This is a genomic window from Sphingomonas sp. PWP1-2 (assembly GCF_049898305.1).
In the GTDB taxonomy this organism is placed as follows: Bacteria; Pseudomonadota; Alphaproteobacteria; order Sphingomonadales; family Sphingomonadaceae; genus Sphingomonas; species Sphingomonas glacialis.
This window is the reverse complement of the sequence record NZ_JAFCXM010000011.1, coordinates 1-16,873: the sequence shown is the minus strand read 5'-3', so window position 1 is coordinate 16,873 and position 16,873 is coordinate 1. Positions and strand designations below refer to the sequence as shown.

Below are 16,873 nucleotides of genomic sequence, written 5' to 3'. Positions count from 1 at the left end.
TGAGACGAGATCCCAGTCTGAAGGATCTGATTGATCAACCAACCCGCATTGGGTTTTGAGCCCGAATATTCGTGGTTGGGAGTGCTTAACTTGGCGAGCGCAAGCGAGCTCGCGGCCTACCGAGTCACCGGTAGCAAGCACACACGGGTCGCCCTCATTTGACCAGCACGGTCACACGGAGGAACGCTGCCGATATCGCCGTCACATCGTTGACGGGGCTGTGATTTTGCTGTTCGAACAGCGCGAGGAGCTCACTCTTCAGCTGCTCGGCGTGGCCGTTGCTCTCGGCTGACTCAACCGCGTTAATCGTCGGACCGTAGAATTGGATGAAATCGTTTAGGAGCGCCGCGGGCGGACCTGGATATTCGAAGGTGTAAGTATCTCGGCTACAAGAGATGCAGCTCGGTTCGATGTCGGCGGCTTGGAAGCGTGCGACAACCTCGTCCTCCTTGCCCCAAAGCATCGGACTGACGAAGCCGGCGGGCAGCGGTGGCGAGTAGGCCGAGCTGATCTTTAGCACCTGCGCGACGAGCGTCGGATCGCCGGGTATCCAGTTCCCCATTACGATCCTTCCGCCCGGCCGAGTCACGCGGACCATCTCTTTCGCGACGTCTGAGGGCGACGGCGCAAACATCGCTCCGAAGATGCTAATGACGAGGTCGAACCGATCATTCTCGATATCATCGAGGTGCGAAGCGTCGCCCTCTTGGAAATGTAGATTGTTCAGCCCTTCGGCTGCGGCCCGCCTGTTGCCGGCTGCGACAAGGTTACTCGAAATATCGACACCGAGCACGTCCGCTCCGAGCTTGGCGGCAGGTACCGCGGTAGTTCCGTCTCCGCAGCCGAGATCCAGTACACTCTGACCGCTCTTGATCCCGATCGACGCCGCCAGTGCCGTGCCGCTATCCCGCATGCTCGCCGCTATCCGCGTGAAGTCGCCCTTCTCCCAAAGTGCCTTGTTTGCGTTCATGGATCCCTCCCTGTCTGCATCTTGCCCATACCCTAATATCGCTGAACTCGCGAGTCGGGTGGTGACGGTAAATCTCCGGTGCGTGTTCGTGTTTCAAAGCCACAACATGATCGACCCCTCCCCCCCCACACTGTCGAATTAGCCGAATCCCCTATTGGCTGGCGACGAGGTCCCGAATATGGCTGTCGCTGCAGAAGCTGCGCGAACGCGGTGGCGCGCCCGGACGCATATCGTCGTTATTGTCGCCGTGTCGCGAAAGCTGTTCGATGAGGCAATCTCGCGAGCGCGGCGCGAGGGGCCGCCTATAAGGCACTACGGCGTTAAGGGTATGTCGCCGCCGAGTGGCGACACGGCGCGCGGATCCTCCTTGAATTCCAGCCTCATGTCGAACGCGGCAATAGCACTTGGGACCTCAGGGATGCTCTCGAATGGCAGGTCGCGGTGTAGGGTCGATGACCAGCGCTCCAGCCACTCGTTGCCGTCGCGCCCAACATATCGATCCGGCGTGCGATAGGCGGGGTCGCGCATGGCAGCGTCCAGCGACACAACCCTCAGCCCCTCGGCACGCAGGATGCCTGCAAGGCCCTCTAGGCTGGCTGCGTTAAGCCGGCTGGCATGGAGCAGAAACACGAACGCGGGCTGGCGCCCGAACAGCGCGCGGCCTGCCAGTCTATACCAACCGACGATCCTCCGCGTGAACGCAAGGTATGAGCGCTTTATGGCTGCCGCCCCGCGCGCGTCCCCGCGCTCGACTGCATCATCGTAGAGTGCCGAGAACTGCCAGTCGCTATTTTCCATCGTGACCGGGGCCACCCGATACCTACGGCTTCGTAGCCAGTCCTCGAACGTGGCGCGTGCCGCCACGGTCGTGCCCGTCTCCAGATAGGGATATTGGAACCATCGCTCGCGGCGACCCTCGGCGGCAAGGAGCGGGGATGTAACCATCTCGCCGCTTGCGACATCGGCGATGTAAGCGTCGACCGGTGTCGTGTTCAGAGACAGGTGCGAGAAGATGTGGTTGCCGAGGTCCATGCCGGCGTCGAGCCATTGCTGTAGCAGCGCGATCGGTTGCGGACGGTCGGCGGCTTCGAGTTGGATCTCGTTGACGAATCCGGTCACCTTCCAGCGGTGCCGCGTCATACCTACGAGCAGACGGTCAGTGACCTCGGCACCATCTGCCGCGGACTCGAATTTTCCGAAGACCGGCAGGTCGTCGAACGTAAGCGCGACGCGCCCGGACGAAGTTAATCCCGCGGACGGCAGGGCCGTCAGCGCCGAAAGCACGAGCATGGCGCGGGCGGCTCGCTTCCACCGGACCGCTATCATTTAGGTCGTGAACCCATAAACGGGATTCCCAGGATCGGTCTTTTCTGATTCAGGATCGGCATGAGCCGATATGATCTGACCGACTTCGAGTGGCGCGTGATCGAGCCGCTTTTGCCCAATAAGCCCAGGGGCGTGCCGCGTGTCGACGATCGCCGGGTGCTGAACGGTATCTTCTGGGTCCTGCGATCCGGGGCGCCATGACGCGATCTGCCCGAGCGCTACGGCCCACGCACCACCTGCTACAATCGCTTTGTCCGGTGGCGCAAAGGCGGGGTTTGGGACCGGCTGATGGACGCCATTACTGCCGCGTATGACGGCGATATCCAGATGATCGACAGCACTTCCATCCGGGCGCACCAGCAGGCTGCGACGGCAAAAAGGGGGATCGAGATCATTGTCTCGGTCGCTCCCGCGGCGGCCTCACGACAAAGATCCACGCCGTCGTCGATGCCCAAGGTCTCCCGGTCAGGCTCGGCCTGACAGCCGGCCAGGCCCACGACGGACCCGCTGCGCTCGGCCTGCTCGATCGCCTCAATCCGCGCACCATCGTTCTGGCCGACAAGGCCTATGATGCCGACGGCATCCGCAATCTGATCGAGGCGCAAGGCGCGGTGGACAACATCCCGGCGAAGTCCAATCGCAAATGGAAACCCTGCTTCAGCAAGGCGCTCTACCGCGATCGCAATCTGGTCGAGCGCTTCTTCAGCAAGCTCAAGCACTTCCGTCGCATCGCCACCCGATACGACAAGCTCGCCGAGAACTTCCTCGCAATGGTCCAACTCGCCTCAATGCGCCTCTGGCTCCGCGCTTATGAGTCTACGACCTAGCGAAGAGCGTCGCGGCGTTCGCGGTCACCGGGCATTGCCCGTCACGAAGGCGCGATGAATCAACCATCTGATTGCAACTAGCCTTCGAAATTGCTCTCGCGAACACCTTCGAATGAGGCTTTAAGCGAAGTCACTGCTGTTCTGCCGTAGCGCTTCCAGATGTTCGATAGATTTTGATTCTATGCCCGCCACCTCGTTACGGGCTCCGTCCATGGCGATCACCAACTCATCCATCTTTAAATGTAGCGCCTTCTCGCTCCGCCGCTGGCCGTTAAGAACCATCTGAGTCAAAGTGATCGATGCTACAGATAAAATGAGAGTCAACGTATTTTCACCGGCGGCACCAGCTTTCAAAAACCAACCAGCGCAAAACATTGCGACGAGCAGGATCGATAGAGGTGCGCCCGCGAGATCGGCTGTCCGACCAGAAATACGACTCCCAAGTTCATTGAGGCGTTTCAGCATTGGCTACTCGCTTTTCAATATTGCTGCTCGGCGATATCAGCGAAGGTTCGTCGGTTACGAAAACCTCCTCTCGATTACGCGAATTTTATTTCGGATCGGTTGGGGTGCTGGTTTCTACAGTGTTATTTTTCGTCGTTCGCAGCGGCGCATTGCGACGCCGGTGTTGAACATGCCGATGATGAACACCCGGTGATGGGCAACCATCACGGGCTTGGAATAAGTATCCTATTTGGTCGCCGATCCATGATATCGCGGCAAACGCGTAGAACCGACCCGATCGTTCAAGAATGCGCCGCCGCCACGATGTCATTGTAACGGCGGCGCATTGCAATCAGCAGCCGTTGCGGTTTCTGTTGCGATCCCGGGTGTTGTTTTTGTCGAGCGTCCGCCCGAGCAGTGCGCCCCCGACGCCGCCCGCAATCGTGCCGAGCGTTCCGCCACCCAACACGTTGCCAAGCACTGCGCCGCCAGCGCCACCGGCAATTGTGCCAACCGCACCGTTCCCGCTTCCGCAATGGCGATTGTCGTATTGACCGCGGTCGGCATTACTACGGTAATACCGATCACCACCATTATAAGCGCGATGATGACGATAATGATGATAAGTTTGAGCAAGTGCCACGTCGGGCAAGGTGGTGATGCCAGCCGTCGTCAAGGCTGCGACTGCCAAAACTGCCGAGCGGGTGATTTTTTTCAACATAGCCTTCTCCTTTAATCTTCTTGAACCCCGATACACGATTGATTCGGCCCTATACTGAATGCATCTGACAGAAGCCGTTCATGTCTCATGGTCTGCTGCGGAATAGTCCAATTCCGACACCTCGATGTTGATGCGTCGGCGTTTCTTGCAAGCAATCGGCGTTCTGACAGCGGGGATTTCTTTGGCTGCCGGGAAGTCGCATTCAACCACGCAGTGGGCGGCGGAGGTGGCGTCGATTTCATGGCGCCACCCCGCATGCGAAGACCACGGATGCTATTGTTTACTATCGTCTTTGACGCCGATCGTTGGAACGTCGATCGATGTCTTTTTCGTTTCGACCTTGGGGACCGTCACGGTTTGCTTGCTGGTTCCGACAACGACTTCTTTGGAGTGCACAGTCACGTCCGGGAGGGCGCCGTTCTTGGCGCTCACGTTCACGGTTGGCAGGGCGCCGCCTTTGACATTCGCGCTCCAGAAGCCGGTTGCGAAAAGCAGTCCAACCACGATCAGGATGGCAAGCACTATGCCGCCGATGACAAGACCGGTGCTGCTCCGCTTCTCGACATAGGTCGTGTCGCCGTTCGCTTCGCGATATTCAGCCATTTCCGTTGTCCTCTAACATCGTTGCTAAACCGGAGGGGCCGCTCGTCTGAACGGTTCCGAGCAGAGCCAGGTCATTGAGCGTCCGAGGCCATGTTGCGATATCTCGGCAAGGCAAGTCCTGGCTTTCCCCAGCTCAGATGAAGAAGTAACTCCGGCGTAACGAAAATGTTACATTACCTTTTATCAATGTGCTTTTGCGCGATGTCGCCAACCGCGCGATGATCGCCGCTGCGCTTGGCTACCCGGCGGTCGCACTCGGCGGACCTGCTACATCGGCGGTGGGCTGTGAACAGGCGTCGAAACCAGGCCCAGCCTAGATGCACCTAATTCATTGTGGCGGAGAACAGAGTTAAGGTTCTCCGGGCCCCGATCGGCGCCGATCAGGACCCTATAATCCCACATTTACTAGTTTTATCAGATGCTTGTTAGGTTTGTGGATCGGCGTGCAAAAAGGACCCCCCCTTGGCGGGGTGATCGGCGTCCAAAAGGGACCCCTCATTTCGACGGTTTAGACAGCGGCCCGGGTATTCTCAGGCGGCGAGATCGGGATGTTGGTGGTGGAGACCGTGGTACGGATTCGGCGTGAACACGCCGGTGGCAAGCCGATCAACTAGGTCCTGTTGACATAATCGTTGAGCCAGAGCTTGGCGGCAGCGAGCGAGAGGAATCCTAGGAAAGAGGCGGCAGTTTTGTCGTAGCGGGTTGCGATGCGTCGGGATTGCTTCAGTCGGTTGAACAGGCGCTCGACGTGGTTTCGATCGCGGTAGCGTCGGAGGTCGCAGGCGGGCGGTTCTCGACGGTTCGCCTTGGGCGGAATGATCGGCAGGATACCGCGCCAAAGCAGGTCTTCGCGGACGGCATCACCGTCATACCCCTTGTCGGCGAGCAGGGCTTTGGGCTTGGCCACGGGCATGTCGAGCAGCGCGGAGACGGCCCGGTAATCCGACACCTCGCCGCCTGTCAGGACGAAGCCAAGAGGGCGTCCCTGACCGTCACAACGGGCGTGGATTTTGCTCGTAAAGCCGCCGCGGCTTCGACCAAAGCCTTCCTTACAGGTCCCCCTTTAGCGCCCGCTGCCTGAGAATGGCCGCGGACGATGGTACTGTCGATCATGTGTTGCCAGTCGTCGGTCAGCCCGAGATCGACCAGCGTGGCGAGCATCGCGTCCCACACACCCTGCTCGGCCCAACGCCGGAAACGGACATAGACCGAGTTCCACTTCACGTAGCGCTCATGCATGTCGCTCCAGGGACAGCCGACGCGCAACACGTGGAGCATGCCGTTCAGGAAGCGGCGGTTGTCGTGCGATGGCCGGGCTTTGCGCCCGCGCTCCGAGGGCAGCAGCACCCCGATGATCGCCCATTCCGCGTCCGACCCATCCCCTCGACCCAACGCTGCCTCCAAAAGGCAGTCTTGAATCAGAGATCAAGCCGTTTTGGAATCCACTATGTCAACACGACCTACTGGATTGATTGGACGGAAGAGTCCGGTTGAGGATTCACTGTTCGATGTGGGTGTGCGACGATGCGGGATGCGCAGCGGGATCAGCATCGTCGTCACAGCATCGGACAGGGTCCGGCTCGAAGCTCTGGTGGCGGCCCGAGGATCGCCACAGAAGCACGTGTGGCTGGCGCGGATCGTGCTGCTGACCAACGATGGCCTGGGTACGTCGCGATTATGGCAGCGACAGGCAAGTCGAAGACCTGCGTGTGGCGCTGGCATAAGCGGTTCATGGCAGAAGGGGTTGAAGGTCTGCTGCGTGACAAGAGCCGGCCTCCCGGGATTGCGCCGTTCGGGTTCACGTTGGTCGACAAGGTCGTGAGGCTGACGCTGGAGCCGCCGGCCCACGAGGCGACGCACTGGACGGTGCGCGCCATGGCAAAGGCGGTCGGCATTGCTGCATCCTCGGTGGTGAAGATCTGGCACGATCACGGCTTGGCGCCACACCGCTGGCGCAGTTTCAAGCTGTCCAACGACAAGGCGTTCGCCGAGAAGCTGCATGATGTGGTCGGGCTCTACGTCTCACCGCCCGCGCACGCGATCGTGTTGTCGGTCGACGAGAAGAGCCAGATCCAGGCGTTGGACCGCACCCAGCCAGGGCTACCACTCAAGCGCGACCGGGGCGCGACCATGACCCACGATTATAAACGAAACGGTACCACGACGCTGTTCGCAGCCCTCAATGTCCTCGATGGGTCGGTGATCGGCCGCAACATGCAGCGTCACCGGCATCAGGAGTTCATCCGCTTCCTGAATGCCATCGAGGCAGAACTGCCGCAGGACAAGGGCGTCCACGTCAAGCGTCAGACGTTGGAACGCGGTAATCCCCTCCGGGCGAGGCGATCGGTCGAGAACGCACACCGTCCCGATTGGAATGCCCGCAGGCGTTCTGAGAAAGGCACCAGCGTAGAACCTCAGCCCATCGTCCGGAGTGACCAATGCGTTGCGATTCACACGAGGATCTAAGCGGGTGGCGGTTTGCGTTAGTTTGGCAGCATCATTGGCAGATGATCCAACGTCCACTGTTGTGAAGCCGAAAGCACGCTGCCAGTGACCGGGATTGGATCCTGTTGAACCGTCATTGAGGCACGATAAGCTGCACCTGCCCACCATTGTAGTCGGTAAGAAACAGCATTTTATCGCCATCGGCGACGCTAATTGAGCGTGGAACGTAAGGTTGCCGCCAAGATTGTCGTTGGAGCCGACCCGCTCGGCGACGAATCGAGCAAAGCGAGGTTGCCGGTCGCCTTCGCCCCTGCGAACCGGTTAGAGTTCGCCACCGCCAAGCGTTTGCCGTCTGCGAACAGCGCCAGTCCGACCGGCGCCTTTCCGCCACTGTCCCTTGTACCAATAAACGCGTGCGCAGGGTCGGATTCCAGAAGAGCAGATGAGAAGGCGAGCACTTATCGTCACCACGAGCCGCCACCCATACCGTTCGCCCGTCCGGTGAGACCACCGTTCGTGCCGGCGAGCAGTCCGCCGCGCTGGCCGAGATTACCACATCGATACCGCCTTGCTCGGCTTTCGCAACATCGACGACGGACAAAAGGCCGAAGGGCTGCGCTGGTCCGTCGCACTGTCGGCAGCCACTATGGGCAAGAGCTGTCATCCGCCCATTGGCCGCTCGTGCGCCGGGCTGTGCCACCTCGCTGGTCACGTAAAGCCGCCGACTGTCAAGTGGAAGGGCTAGTCCCGACACCGCAGCGCCACCCGTCGCGATCCGGCCAACCAGCTTGCCTCCTACGAGAACGCCATTCTCGTCATAAGATAAGGCGAGCACTCCAACGTTGCCCCGAACGTCGTTTCCTCCCATGTCCGCGAACTGATTTCAGCTACGCTTCAGCCGCGCTCGCGACAAACGCCGGTCCTCGAGGGAATAGTATAGCCAGATTTCGCCGTCTCGACTGGTGACGGAGGCGGCGAAAGCGATGTCGCTCGCCGTGCGGTCGGGTACCGGCGGCGGGGTAATCAACGGCTCGATGCAGCGGTCGATCACGCGCGTCAGCTTTCGGTCGAATGCCACCCAGCCGATCCGCCAGCGCGCGTCGTGGGTTGCGCCGTTGTAGAACATCACCGGCATCTCGGGATCATCGAGCAGCATCGGACCGGTCGAAAGGTGCCAATTGTCCCACCCATCCTCGCGCGGCATAAACGGCGTCGGCTGCTCGTCCCATGGCCCATCCACCTTGGGGCCGATCGCCAGGCCGACACGGCTCGCCTCGTCGGCGGCATATTCGTAGAACAGGCTCCACCGCCCATCCTTCTCACGATCGACGGTCGCTTCCTTGGTGTTGCCGAGCGACTTTGTGGAAGCGAGCGCAACGCCGGTCTTCACGAGTTTGTCGACACTTGGCCCGGTGGCATAGAACATCTCGCCATGCGCCATGTCGGCCTCGACGCCGGTATAATAGACGACGTAGCTGCCGTCCTCCATCTTCACCACTGTGGGGTCTTCGACCCCGCCCGAATCCTTTTCGCCGGCGGCGCCGGGCACGATCGAGGGCTGGTCGAGCATCGCGAAATGCACGCCGTCAAAGCTCCAGCCGGCCCAGATGATGCCCGTGTCGGTCATCGGCTCGCCGGGCTGCGTCACTGCGCGCACCATGATGCCGAAGCGACCGTCCGGCTCCAGCCACACATACGGGCTCATGAGGTCGCGCGCCATGAGTAGCGGCGGCCCTATCAGGTGGATGTCCTGCAACTCCTGCACGTTGAAATCGACCGCATTGGACGACGGATAGATCAGAACCTTGCGGTCGCCGGCAACGCTGTCGGCGGGCAGGCGCGACCGGACGATCGGGACGCCGGGCGCGATTTCAGACTGGTTCGTGGCGCCGGCCACCGACGAAGGGGCCGCGGGCTTGCCCTCCATCATGCGCCGAGTGCCTGCATCAGCGAGAGCCCACCGTCGATGACGATCCGCGCGCCGGTGATGTACGAAGCCTTGTCCGAGGCCAGGAACACCGCGAGATCGCCGACCTCGTCAGGCCTTCCCGCCCGAGCCATCGGGATGTTCTGTTCCATCGTCTTTCGATAGGCAGGATCGGCGCTCGCCCGCTTGTTCATCGGCGTTAGAATCATACCTGGCTCGATCGCGTTCACGCGAATGCCGTTGGGCGCCTCCTCGATCGCGAGCGTCTCGATCAGATTGGTCAAGCCGCCCTTGGCCGCGCAATAATCCGCACCGCCGGCGCGCACTGCATAGGCGTGAATCGACGATATGTGGATGATCGCACCCGGCATGTTCGCGGGCCGGTCGCGGACGAACCGGCGCGAGGTAAGGAACGCGCCGGTCAGGTCGGTATCGAGCATGCGCTGCCATTGCGGCATCGTCATTTGCCGCACCGGCACACCCGCCATGTTGATTCCAGCAGAGTTGACCAGCACGCTCACGAGCCCGAACGCCTCCTCCGCTTCCGCGAATGCCGCCTCCACAGATGCCTCGTCGCCAACGTTGCACTGGACCGCGATCGCCTCGCCACCTGCCGCCTTCACCTTGGCGACGGTGTCGCTTCCGTCGTTATGGGCATCGTGGAACAGCACCACCACCTTGTCGCCCAGCGCTCCGAAAGCGATCGCGCACGCCGCGCCAATCCCACTCTCAGCGCCGCTCACCAATACGCACCTGCCGTTCGCCATCGCGTTACCCTTTTCGAATCTCTTCCGATCGTATCGGCGCGAGCTTCAACGCGAGCCATTATCATCTTTGTCATGTCGCTGCGGGCAAGCCGCCTGGCAGTAGAAAATATGAGCGTCAGGTGCCGTCTTCCGACTTAAGGATCGTGCTCAAAGCGACCGCTCGGCCAACATGAACGAACGGTCGAGTTCGGGAAGCTGGAAATGCACGATTACCGGCGGCTTATGGGTCCGCTCAGACCTCAGTCCGTTCGGCAAATTCTAAAGCGTCCTCCACGTCAACGCCCAAGTAGCGAACCGTGCTGTCGATCTTGGCATGACCCAGAAGGATCTGAACAGCGCGGAGGTTGCCAGTCGCTTTGTAGATAATCGATGCTTTCGTGCGCCGAAGCGAGTGCGTCCCGTAATCCTGAGCCGGAAGGCCGATACCGACCACCCACTCGTGCACTAGGCGGGCATATTGTCGCGTGCTCATGTGCGCCATGTAGTCGTTTCGGCTCGGGAAGACGAAGTCGTTCAGTGTCCCGCCGCGTCGCTCCAACCATGCCCGCATCGTCTTTCGTGCCGTGTCCATCAGCTCGAACTGGACCGGTCGTTTCGTCTTCTGCTGAACTACGATGGCGTGGTCACGGACGCGCCCGCCGGAAACTACATCGCCGATCCGCACCGTGACCACGTCACAGCCGCGCAGCTTGCTGTCGATGGCGAAGTCGAACAGCGCTCGGTCACGCAGTCGTCTATGCTGGTCGAGCCAGAAGCGAATAGCCCAGACCTGTTGCTGTTTAAGCGCCCGCTTCGCACCGATAAGCCGGCCTTCATTCCAAGGTCGAAGTTCGTGAAACGCGGGGTCCATCGACGAGTGACCCATCGACCATCTCCATCGGGCCGGACCAGCAAATCGAGCGTACGCAGGCGCGGTAAACCGACGGTTCGGAAATGTGGTTGATCGTCCGTCGGTGATGCTGAACGAGCGGCAGGTTTCGGGCGGCGCCTCGCAGTCTCTGAGCGGCCGAAAGTGGGTCCTTACCGCCATGGCCTAGGTTTTCATAAAGCCGCTCGTATCGAGGAACACGAAACGGCCAGTGGCGGTCGGGCCATCCTCAGATTCGCGCCTGCGATGAACCCTCGAGCGCATCAGCACGCGTGGTCGTAAGGTATATAACCAACCCGACGATCACCATCAGAAACACAGCGCTAACGACCGTCGTTGAATATCCCAGCCCGCCGTTTTTCGGGGCTTGTGTCAGGAAATCGCCCATCGATGCGCCGAGCGGCCGGGTCAGAACATAGGCTGACCAGAAAGCGAGCACCGGATTGATGACTTTGGCATAAAAGCCGAGCGTGATTACTACGATCAGTCCTCCGAAGATCGCGCCCGACAGTGCGTAGCCCAAGCCCATTTGCTCGGAAACCAAGTCGCCAGCCGCAGTGCCCAGCGCGAAGGTGAACAGGATCGCCAGCCAATAAAATCGTTCTCGCCGCGGCGAGGTGATGTCGTGGATCGAAAGGGTGTGTTCGGCCCGGTACCAACCGATGAAGGTTGCAGCGAGCGCGACCGCAAAGGCAATTGTGGTCATATACAGGCTGACCCCGAACGTGTCGCTCAGATTGTCGGTGATGAGCGTTCCGACAACGCTAAGCAAAACAACCGTGATCCAATAAATCCACGGGACGTAGCGATCCTGCCGCATCTGAATGACGAGGAAGATCGCCAAAACGGCCGCTGCGAGCAGCGACGTAATCGGTAATCCGAAGCGCAAATTAAAATTGAGAAAATCCGCACCCGTTTCGCCGACCGTGGTCGCGAGGATTTTGATCACCCAGAAAGCGAGCGTTACAAGCGGCACCTTGTTCAGCATGGCGCGATCGGACCTTGTCATAAATTCCTCGACGTAATTCCCTACCGTGAGATGCTAACCGAACGAATTGTCATTCGTTCCGAGTTCGCAACGGATTCAGGACACGTTGGTAAGAAACAATCTTGAGGCAGGCGTAGGGTGAGTTCGACGCGAAAACATCTGCTATCATAACGGGCGTTTGAAACTGTCAGCCAATTCGTCCCGGGATCGCTCATCTCTCGACGATTAAATTCTGGCAGATTTCATGAAGTGCAGTGACGGAGGAGATGTCTCGGTCTAGTTCGGGCGTGTCGCGGCCGGGAGCGCAGTCGATAGTCCTAAACAGGATCTCCTGCATGCCCAACGACCTCCCCGCGCCAAATCCACACGAAGCGGTAAAGCAGCCGGAAACACCCAACCTGCTTGAAGTGCTCGGACCGGGTCTGATCACTGGAGCATCCGATGACGACTCCAGCGGCATCGCCACCTATTCGCAGGCAGGTGCGCAGTTCGGCTATGATCTGGGCTGGGTGATGCTGTTCAGTTGGCCGCTGATGTGCGCGATTCATGAAATCAGCGCCCGGATCGGCCGCGTTACCAGGCCGGGGATCGCCGGCAATTTGAAGCGGCATTATCCCCGAGCGCTTCTATGCGGCATCGTCGCGATGTTGGTGTTCGCCAACACGATCAATCTCGGCGCCGATCTAGGCGCAATGGCAGCAGCCGACGCGTTTGTCAGTTTCGCATGCGCATCTGCCATTTAGCGAAGTGAGCATCTAGGCGGCTAGGCCACCATCTATCGCCTAGTTCCGCGAACGCGATGATCATCCTCGAAGCGGCCGTCTGGCACGATGAATAAGCGGCGGCTTTTGGGGAACGGGCGGGGCGGCCAGAGCGTCCGCGAATGGGTCAATTCGGCGCGACCACGCTTCGACCGGAGTCGACCACAGCCGGTTGTTCAGATCCGCTCCAATGAGCGTCCGATCCTCACGAAATCTGCCATTGGTTCTTCAGCCAGATCACTCTTCCACGCGATACCGAGGAAAAAGGGCCGACTTGCCACTTCCGCCACCGCGGCCGTCATCGAGAGTTGTAAGGCATGATACCATCTGCCGACAGACAAAACGTTACTTATGGCCTGACGATTCGATGGGCAATGTTCTAGTCACGCTCAATGTCGTGGTTAGCGTCGTTGATCGTGAAGCCGCGCGTGTCGACGGTGAAGGTACCTGCCGGCGCGGGCTTGGTGTCGATCTCGAGCAAGCGCCAGATCGGCTCTTTGTCGCCGACAGCGATGAGCAACGGCACGCGCCTGCGGGCATCCCAGCAGATCGACGAGGTCCGCGGTCCCTCTGCCAGGCGATACCACGCGCACGGTGCGACGCTGCGCGGCATGCCCGCTGGCGCCGGCCCAGCCGCGAGCGTGTACGGTCCGTTAGGATGGCGTAGACCGTGCGTGAGATCGAACCAGTCGGTAAAATTCCCGACGCGGTACAGATTGGCGCGGTCGATCTGGGTTGCGATGCGGCGTTTTAGATCGAAGATCGTAAGACGGTAGCCCGCTTCGCCCGTCCTGTGCGTCGCCAGACTGATTACCGCTTTGTCGGTGACGCGCTTCACTTGGTGGTCGCCGACGCGCCACACTTCCATGCGGTGGACGCCGTCATGGCTGCGGTACAATAATTGATAGTGGACCGCCGCCGGTTCCCCGGCGGCGGTGAAAACGCGGTCGAACGACAGAGACGATGCAGCCGCCAGAGCATGACTCCCGCCGCCTAGCAGCAGTGCGGCGATTGCAACGCTACTGACCAACCCGAAACCGGTGCGTCGCGTCACTGGCGCGTCGCCCGGGCATAGTCGAAGTAGCGGTAGGTCTTGCCGTCGATCGTCAGGTCCTTGACCTGCAGCGTGATAGTATAGGTACCGCGCGGCAGCGCGGTGTCGCGCGTGTTGCCGGTCGGATCAAGCGGCGTCTCGAACGCAAGGCCGGATGCGCTTCCCGAAGAGGGCGTGACCCCCGATGCAGCGACCGCCGGTGCCGAGTTGCTCGCCGGAATGGCCAGCGCTTCATTGATGATGCGGCCGTCAGCTTGCGGCATCGCCAGCTTGAGCAGATAAGCTACGGTCGGGGCGACGTCGACATTGCCGGTCGGGAAGGTGACCTTTGCGTTCTTGAGGAACGATGGGCCCGAGGCAATCAGCGTGTTGTGAACGTCGGTCGGGCCGAAGCTGCCGTGCATGCCGCGCTGGCCCCCGGTGCTTTCGAACTCGATGCCGGTCTTGCCTTGGATCGTCGCAGTGTCGTCCCAGTTGAACGACACGACCACGTCGGGCTGGCCATTGTCGCGGCGCGCGGTGTTTTCGAGATTGACCTGGCTCATCGCGAGCGTGCCGGGCAGCGAGCCGTAGCGGCTGTCGACGAAGATCGCGCCATATTCCTCACGCTGCTGCAGGAAGCGGACGAGGTTGCGGATGGTGGTCAGGTCATGGCTCGGCACGTAGAAATAATCCGAGCCGCCATTGGCAGCAACGACGATGCCGTTGGTCGGCAGGCTGCCGGGTGCGGGCACCTGAAAGCGAGCGACCGGGGTGGCGAGGGTCGAGCTGATCGCCTGATATTTGGTGCCGGCGGTGCCGCACAATGCGCCGGTCGTGTCGACCTTAAGCGGGACGGTGGGGGTGCCCCCGGCGGTCAGGCCGTACATCGCGCTGGTCGAACAGCCCGAGCCGTCATACGCCTTGAAGCCACGATAGGTCAGCAGATCGGCCGAGCGAACGTCGCCCGAGAATGAGTAGCCGGTCGTGCTCGGCGCGCCGAGTGAGGCGCCGCTGGTGCCACTGGTCGCGCCGTTGACGAGCGGGCCGTTGGGCGCTGCGCCGGCGACGATAGCCCGCAGCGGATAGAGCGAAAGCGGACCCGAGACGCTGGAATGCGCGTGATCCGAGACGACGACGATGTTGGTGGTCGTGTCGAGGCCCTGCGCCTTTAGCGCGGCTATCAGCTCGCCGAGGCGGGCGTCCTGCGAGCGCAGGCCGGCCTTCGCGTTGGCGCTGCCCGGGCCATAGCCATGCTCGACATTGTCGGGGGTGCGGAACCAGATGAGCGAGAGCATCGGGTTCTTCTTGGGCAGGATGTAGGACGTGAACACCGACATCATATACTTGTTGGCGGCGTCTTCGGGCGCACCCTGCGTCGTGTCGCTCGAATCGCGCGCGGCGACCGTCTGCGCGCTGGCCGGGGCATACGCGGTGGTATTGAAGGTGACATAGCCGGCGCGCGCGGTTGGCGTGCCGTTGGTGGCCGAGAGCGTGGCCGCGTCGCTGCCCGAATAATTGTTCACGACATTGGTCGGCAGCGGAATGTTCGCAGCCTGCAGCTCGGTGACGAGGCTGCGCGGCTGGACGGTGTTCTCGTCGACGAACAGGCCACCCTTGTCGAGATCCTGGATATAGGCTGCGCCCGACTTGCCGACCGTCGCGGTGGTCATGCCGGCGGCTTGTGCGGTGGCGAACAGGCTCTTCACGAGCAGCAGCTGGCCGCCGTAATAATCGTTGAGCGTCGTCAGCACTTGATAGTCTTCGGTGAAGACCGGATTGACATAGTCCTGCGCGGTGCCGGCGGCCGACTTGCCGACGGGGATGGTGTTCGAAATGCCCTGCGGCGGGGTCCAGAACGTGTTGCCGTAAAAGCCCGAGGTCTTGGGGAAGGAGCCGGTCGCGAAGGACGAGCCGTTCATCATCGTGAACGTCGGGTAGGTCGAATGGTTGTCGCTGAACTGGACGCCGGCGGTCTGCAGCGCGAGCAGATTGGGCGTATCGGTCGCGGTGACGTCATCGGGGCGCAGGCCATCCCACACCATCACGATCGTCCGCGTCGCGGTCTGCGTCGGGGGGGACGTCGGCGTGGGTGTAGGTGTCGGTGTGGGAGCTGCCGTCGAAGCATTTCCATCGGAACATCCCGACAGGGCCAAACTTGCTGCACACAGTGTTACCAGCGCTAAACGCAATTTCATGATGTCCCCCGATCCATCGTGGCGACCTTTCAGGTCCCCGATACTCTCAAGCGGATCGTTAAACGATGAGCATGACCGTTACATGACGATAGGAAGGACGGCTCGGCAGCGATATGGCCTTCGACACAGTTCGCAATCGACCTAACACCGACCAAACAGTCGATCGAGATCCGGAGCGGAAGTAGGTAAGCTGGCAGCCGTTGGCGTGAATTCTGCCCTGGTCGGGCTCGGGCGCACCAGCTACCCAGCTTCGAAAATCACAACGACGGGGTGGTGAGATTGAGCGCGCCGTGCGCATTTATCCGTTCCGCGGTGATTATTTTGTGCGTGCTTTAGGAACCGCGCCTTCCCTAATATGAGCTCATAAAAGGGCGGGCGGGCGATCTTAAGGCGGCTTTCCGATGGAGTACTTCCCGATACTTGCCGACCGCTAAGGGCCAGGCTTTCTCGTTTCGGGGCAGAATGTCGGAAGCACCTCGAATATCCGCTCCTGCCGAAAGCTGACCTTCGGCATCGGGCCAGCGAACGACCGCTTCGTCCCAAACCAAGCCGTTTCGACCCGCGCTACTCGACATGAACCAACGGCCGAAGTTGGGAAGGCGGGAGGAGCCCGCGAGTGTCGATTAATGGGTCAAGCCAGCCGAGACCCGCTGGTGCGCATCGATTATTTACGCTGCCTTTGACGTTCGCAGCTGCGCCCGGCGCCCAAGCCCCGTGCCGGGATGATCATCATGATCGTCAATTAGTGCGAGATACGGCCGATCGACTGCCTGAACGAATTCGGGTGCGGGCATGTCGGGGCGAACTGGCGGCATGAGTCGTGGCGGCTTACCGTATCGCCGCCGCCCTAGCAGCTGCACCGCAATAGCGCGCGCTAGTACCTCGCCGAGCAAAGAGGGAACAGCGTTGCCGAGCATGCGCTGAATCTCGTTGCGGCTGGCGTCGAACACCAGCCCATCGGGGAAAGTCTGCAGCCGCGCTAGTTCGCGCGCGGA

General features: G+C 60.9%; 13 protein-coding genes and 3 pseudogenes. 3 read left to right on the top strand and 13 right to left on the bottom strand.

The features are described 5' to 3' along the window. Positions 1–154: 154 nt before the first annotated feature. Both ACP7C5_RS18335 and ACP7C5_RS18330 read right to left on the bottom strand, forming a co-directional pair. Positions 155–970, bottom strand: a complete 816-nt coding sequence (locus ACP7C5_RS18335) for a class I SAM-dependent methyltransferase (protein ID WP_426265370.1) — start codon at positions 968–970, stop codon at positions 155–157. Between the two features lie 312 nt (positions 971–1,282). Next, on the bottom strand, positions 1,283–2,260 hold the full coding sequence (locus ACP7C5_RS18330; protein ID WP_426265369.1) for a polysaccharide deacetylase family protein: 978 nt from the start codon (positions 2,258–2,260) through the stop codon (positions 1,283–1,285). Between the two features lie 96 nt (positions 2,261–2,356). On the opposite strand from ACP7C5_RS18330, the pseudogene ACP7C5_RS18325 reads away from it, so the two are divergent. Beyond that, a pseudogene (locus tag ACP7C5_RS18325) lies at positions 2,357–3,123 on the top strand (IS5 family transposase). Between the two features lie 120 nt (positions 3,124–3,243). Here ACP7C5_RS18325 and ACP7C5_RS18320 read toward each other — a convergent pair. From ACP7C5_RS18320 to ACP7C5_RS18305, 4 genes and pseudogenes are all read right to left on the bottom strand, one after another. Beyond that, entirely contained in the window at positions 3,244–3,588 is a 345-nt protein-coding gene (locus ACP7C5_RS18320; protein WP_426265368.1) for a low affinity iron permease family protein, read from the bottom strand. Positions 3,589–3,919: 331 nt separating this feature from the next. Next, positions 3,920–4,288 carry a hypothetical protein gene (locus ACP7C5_RS18315; protein ID WP_426265367.1) on the bottom strand — a complete coding sequence of 123 codons (369 nt, stop codon included), beginning with the start codon at positions 4,286–4,288 and terminating at the stop codon, positions 3,920–3,922. Positions 4,289–4,561: 273 nt separating this feature from the next. Beyond that, positions 4,562–4,891, bottom strand: a complete 330-nt coding sequence (locus tag ACP7C5_RS18310; RefSeq protein WP_426265366.1) for a hypothetical protein — start codon at positions 4,889–4,891, stop codon at positions 4,562–4,564. Between the two features lie 610 nt (positions 4,892–5,501). Further along, positions 5,502–6,283 (bottom strand): annotated as a pseudogene (locus ACP7C5_RS18305) (IS5 family transposase). Between the two features lie 139 nt (positions 6,284–6,422). On the opposite strand from ACP7C5_RS18305, the pseudogene ACP7C5_RS18300 reads away from it, so the two are divergent. Next, positions 6,423–7,189 (top strand): annotated as a pseudogene (locus tag ACP7C5_RS18300) (IS630 family transposase); the annotation flags it as partial. Positions 7,190–8,219: 1,030 nt separating this feature from the next. Here ACP7C5_RS18300 and ACP7C5_RS18295 read toward each other — a convergent pair. From ACP7C5_RS18295 to ACP7C5_RS18280, 4 genes are all read right to left on the bottom strand, one after another. Beyond that, a complete protein-coding gene (locus tag ACP7C5_RS18295) occupies positions 8,220–9,266 on the bottom strand; it encodes a glycosidase (RefSeq protein WP_426265365.1) in 1,047 nt (348 codons plus the stop codon). Then, positions 9,263–10,030: an SDR family NAD(P)-dependent oxidoreductase gene (locus tag ACP7C5_RS18290; RefSeq protein WP_426265364.1), complete on the bottom strand. Its 768-nt coding sequence runs from the start codon at positions 10,028–10,030 to the stop codon at positions 9,263–9,265. Before ACP7C5_RS18290 ends, ACP7C5_RS18295 begins: the two co-directional genes overlap by 4 nt. 232 nt (positions 10,031–10,262) lie before the next feature. After that, the gene (locus ACP7C5_RS18285) at positions 10,263–10,895 is read right to left on the bottom strand and encodes a tyrosine-type recombinase/integrase (protein ID WP_426265363.1); all 633 of its coding nucleotides are present in this window, start codon (positions 10,893–10,895) and stop codon (positions 10,263–10,265) included. Positions 10,896–11,127: 232 nt separating this feature from the next. Then, the gene (locus ACP7C5_RS18280; RefSeq protein ID WP_426265362.1) at positions 11,128–11,886 is read right to left on the bottom strand and encodes a hypothetical protein; all 759 of its coding nucleotides are present in this window, start codon (positions 11,884–11,886) and stop codon (positions 11,128–11,130) included. A gap of 335 nt (positions 11,887–12,221) precedes the next feature. Between ACP7C5_RS18280 and ACP7C5_RS18275 the strand changes: the two genes are divergently transcribed. Beyond that, positions 12,222–12,629, top strand: coding sequence for a divalent metal cation transporter (locus ACP7C5_RS18275; protein ID WP_426265361.1), 408 nt, complete (start codon positions 12,222–12,224; stop codon positions 12,627–12,629). A gap of 397 nt (positions 12,630–13,026) precedes the next feature. On the opposite strand, the gene ACP7C5_RS18270 is transcribed toward ACP7C5_RS18275, so the two are convergent. The 3 genes from ACP7C5_RS18270 to ACP7C5_RS18260 form a co-directional block, all read right to left on the bottom strand. After that, complete coding sequence (locus tag ACP7C5_RS18270) at positions 13,027–13,701, bottom strand: hypothetical protein (RefSeq protein ID WP_426265360.1); 675 nt, start codon at positions 13,699–13,701, stop codon at positions 13,027–13,029. Further along, a complete protein-coding gene (locus ACP7C5_RS18265; RefSeq protein WP_426265383.1) occupies positions 13,698–15,725 on the bottom strand; it encodes an alkaline phosphatase family protein in 2,028 nt (675 codons plus the stop codon). Before ACP7C5_RS18265 ends, ACP7C5_RS18270 begins: the two co-directional genes overlap by 4 nt. A gap of 821 nt (positions 15,726–16,546) precedes the next feature. After that, positions 16,547–16,873, bottom strand: a 327-nt coding sequence (locus ACP7C5_RS18260; RefSeq protein ID WP_426265359.1) for a DNA cytosine methyltransferase, incomplete at its 5' end; no start/stop codon positions are given.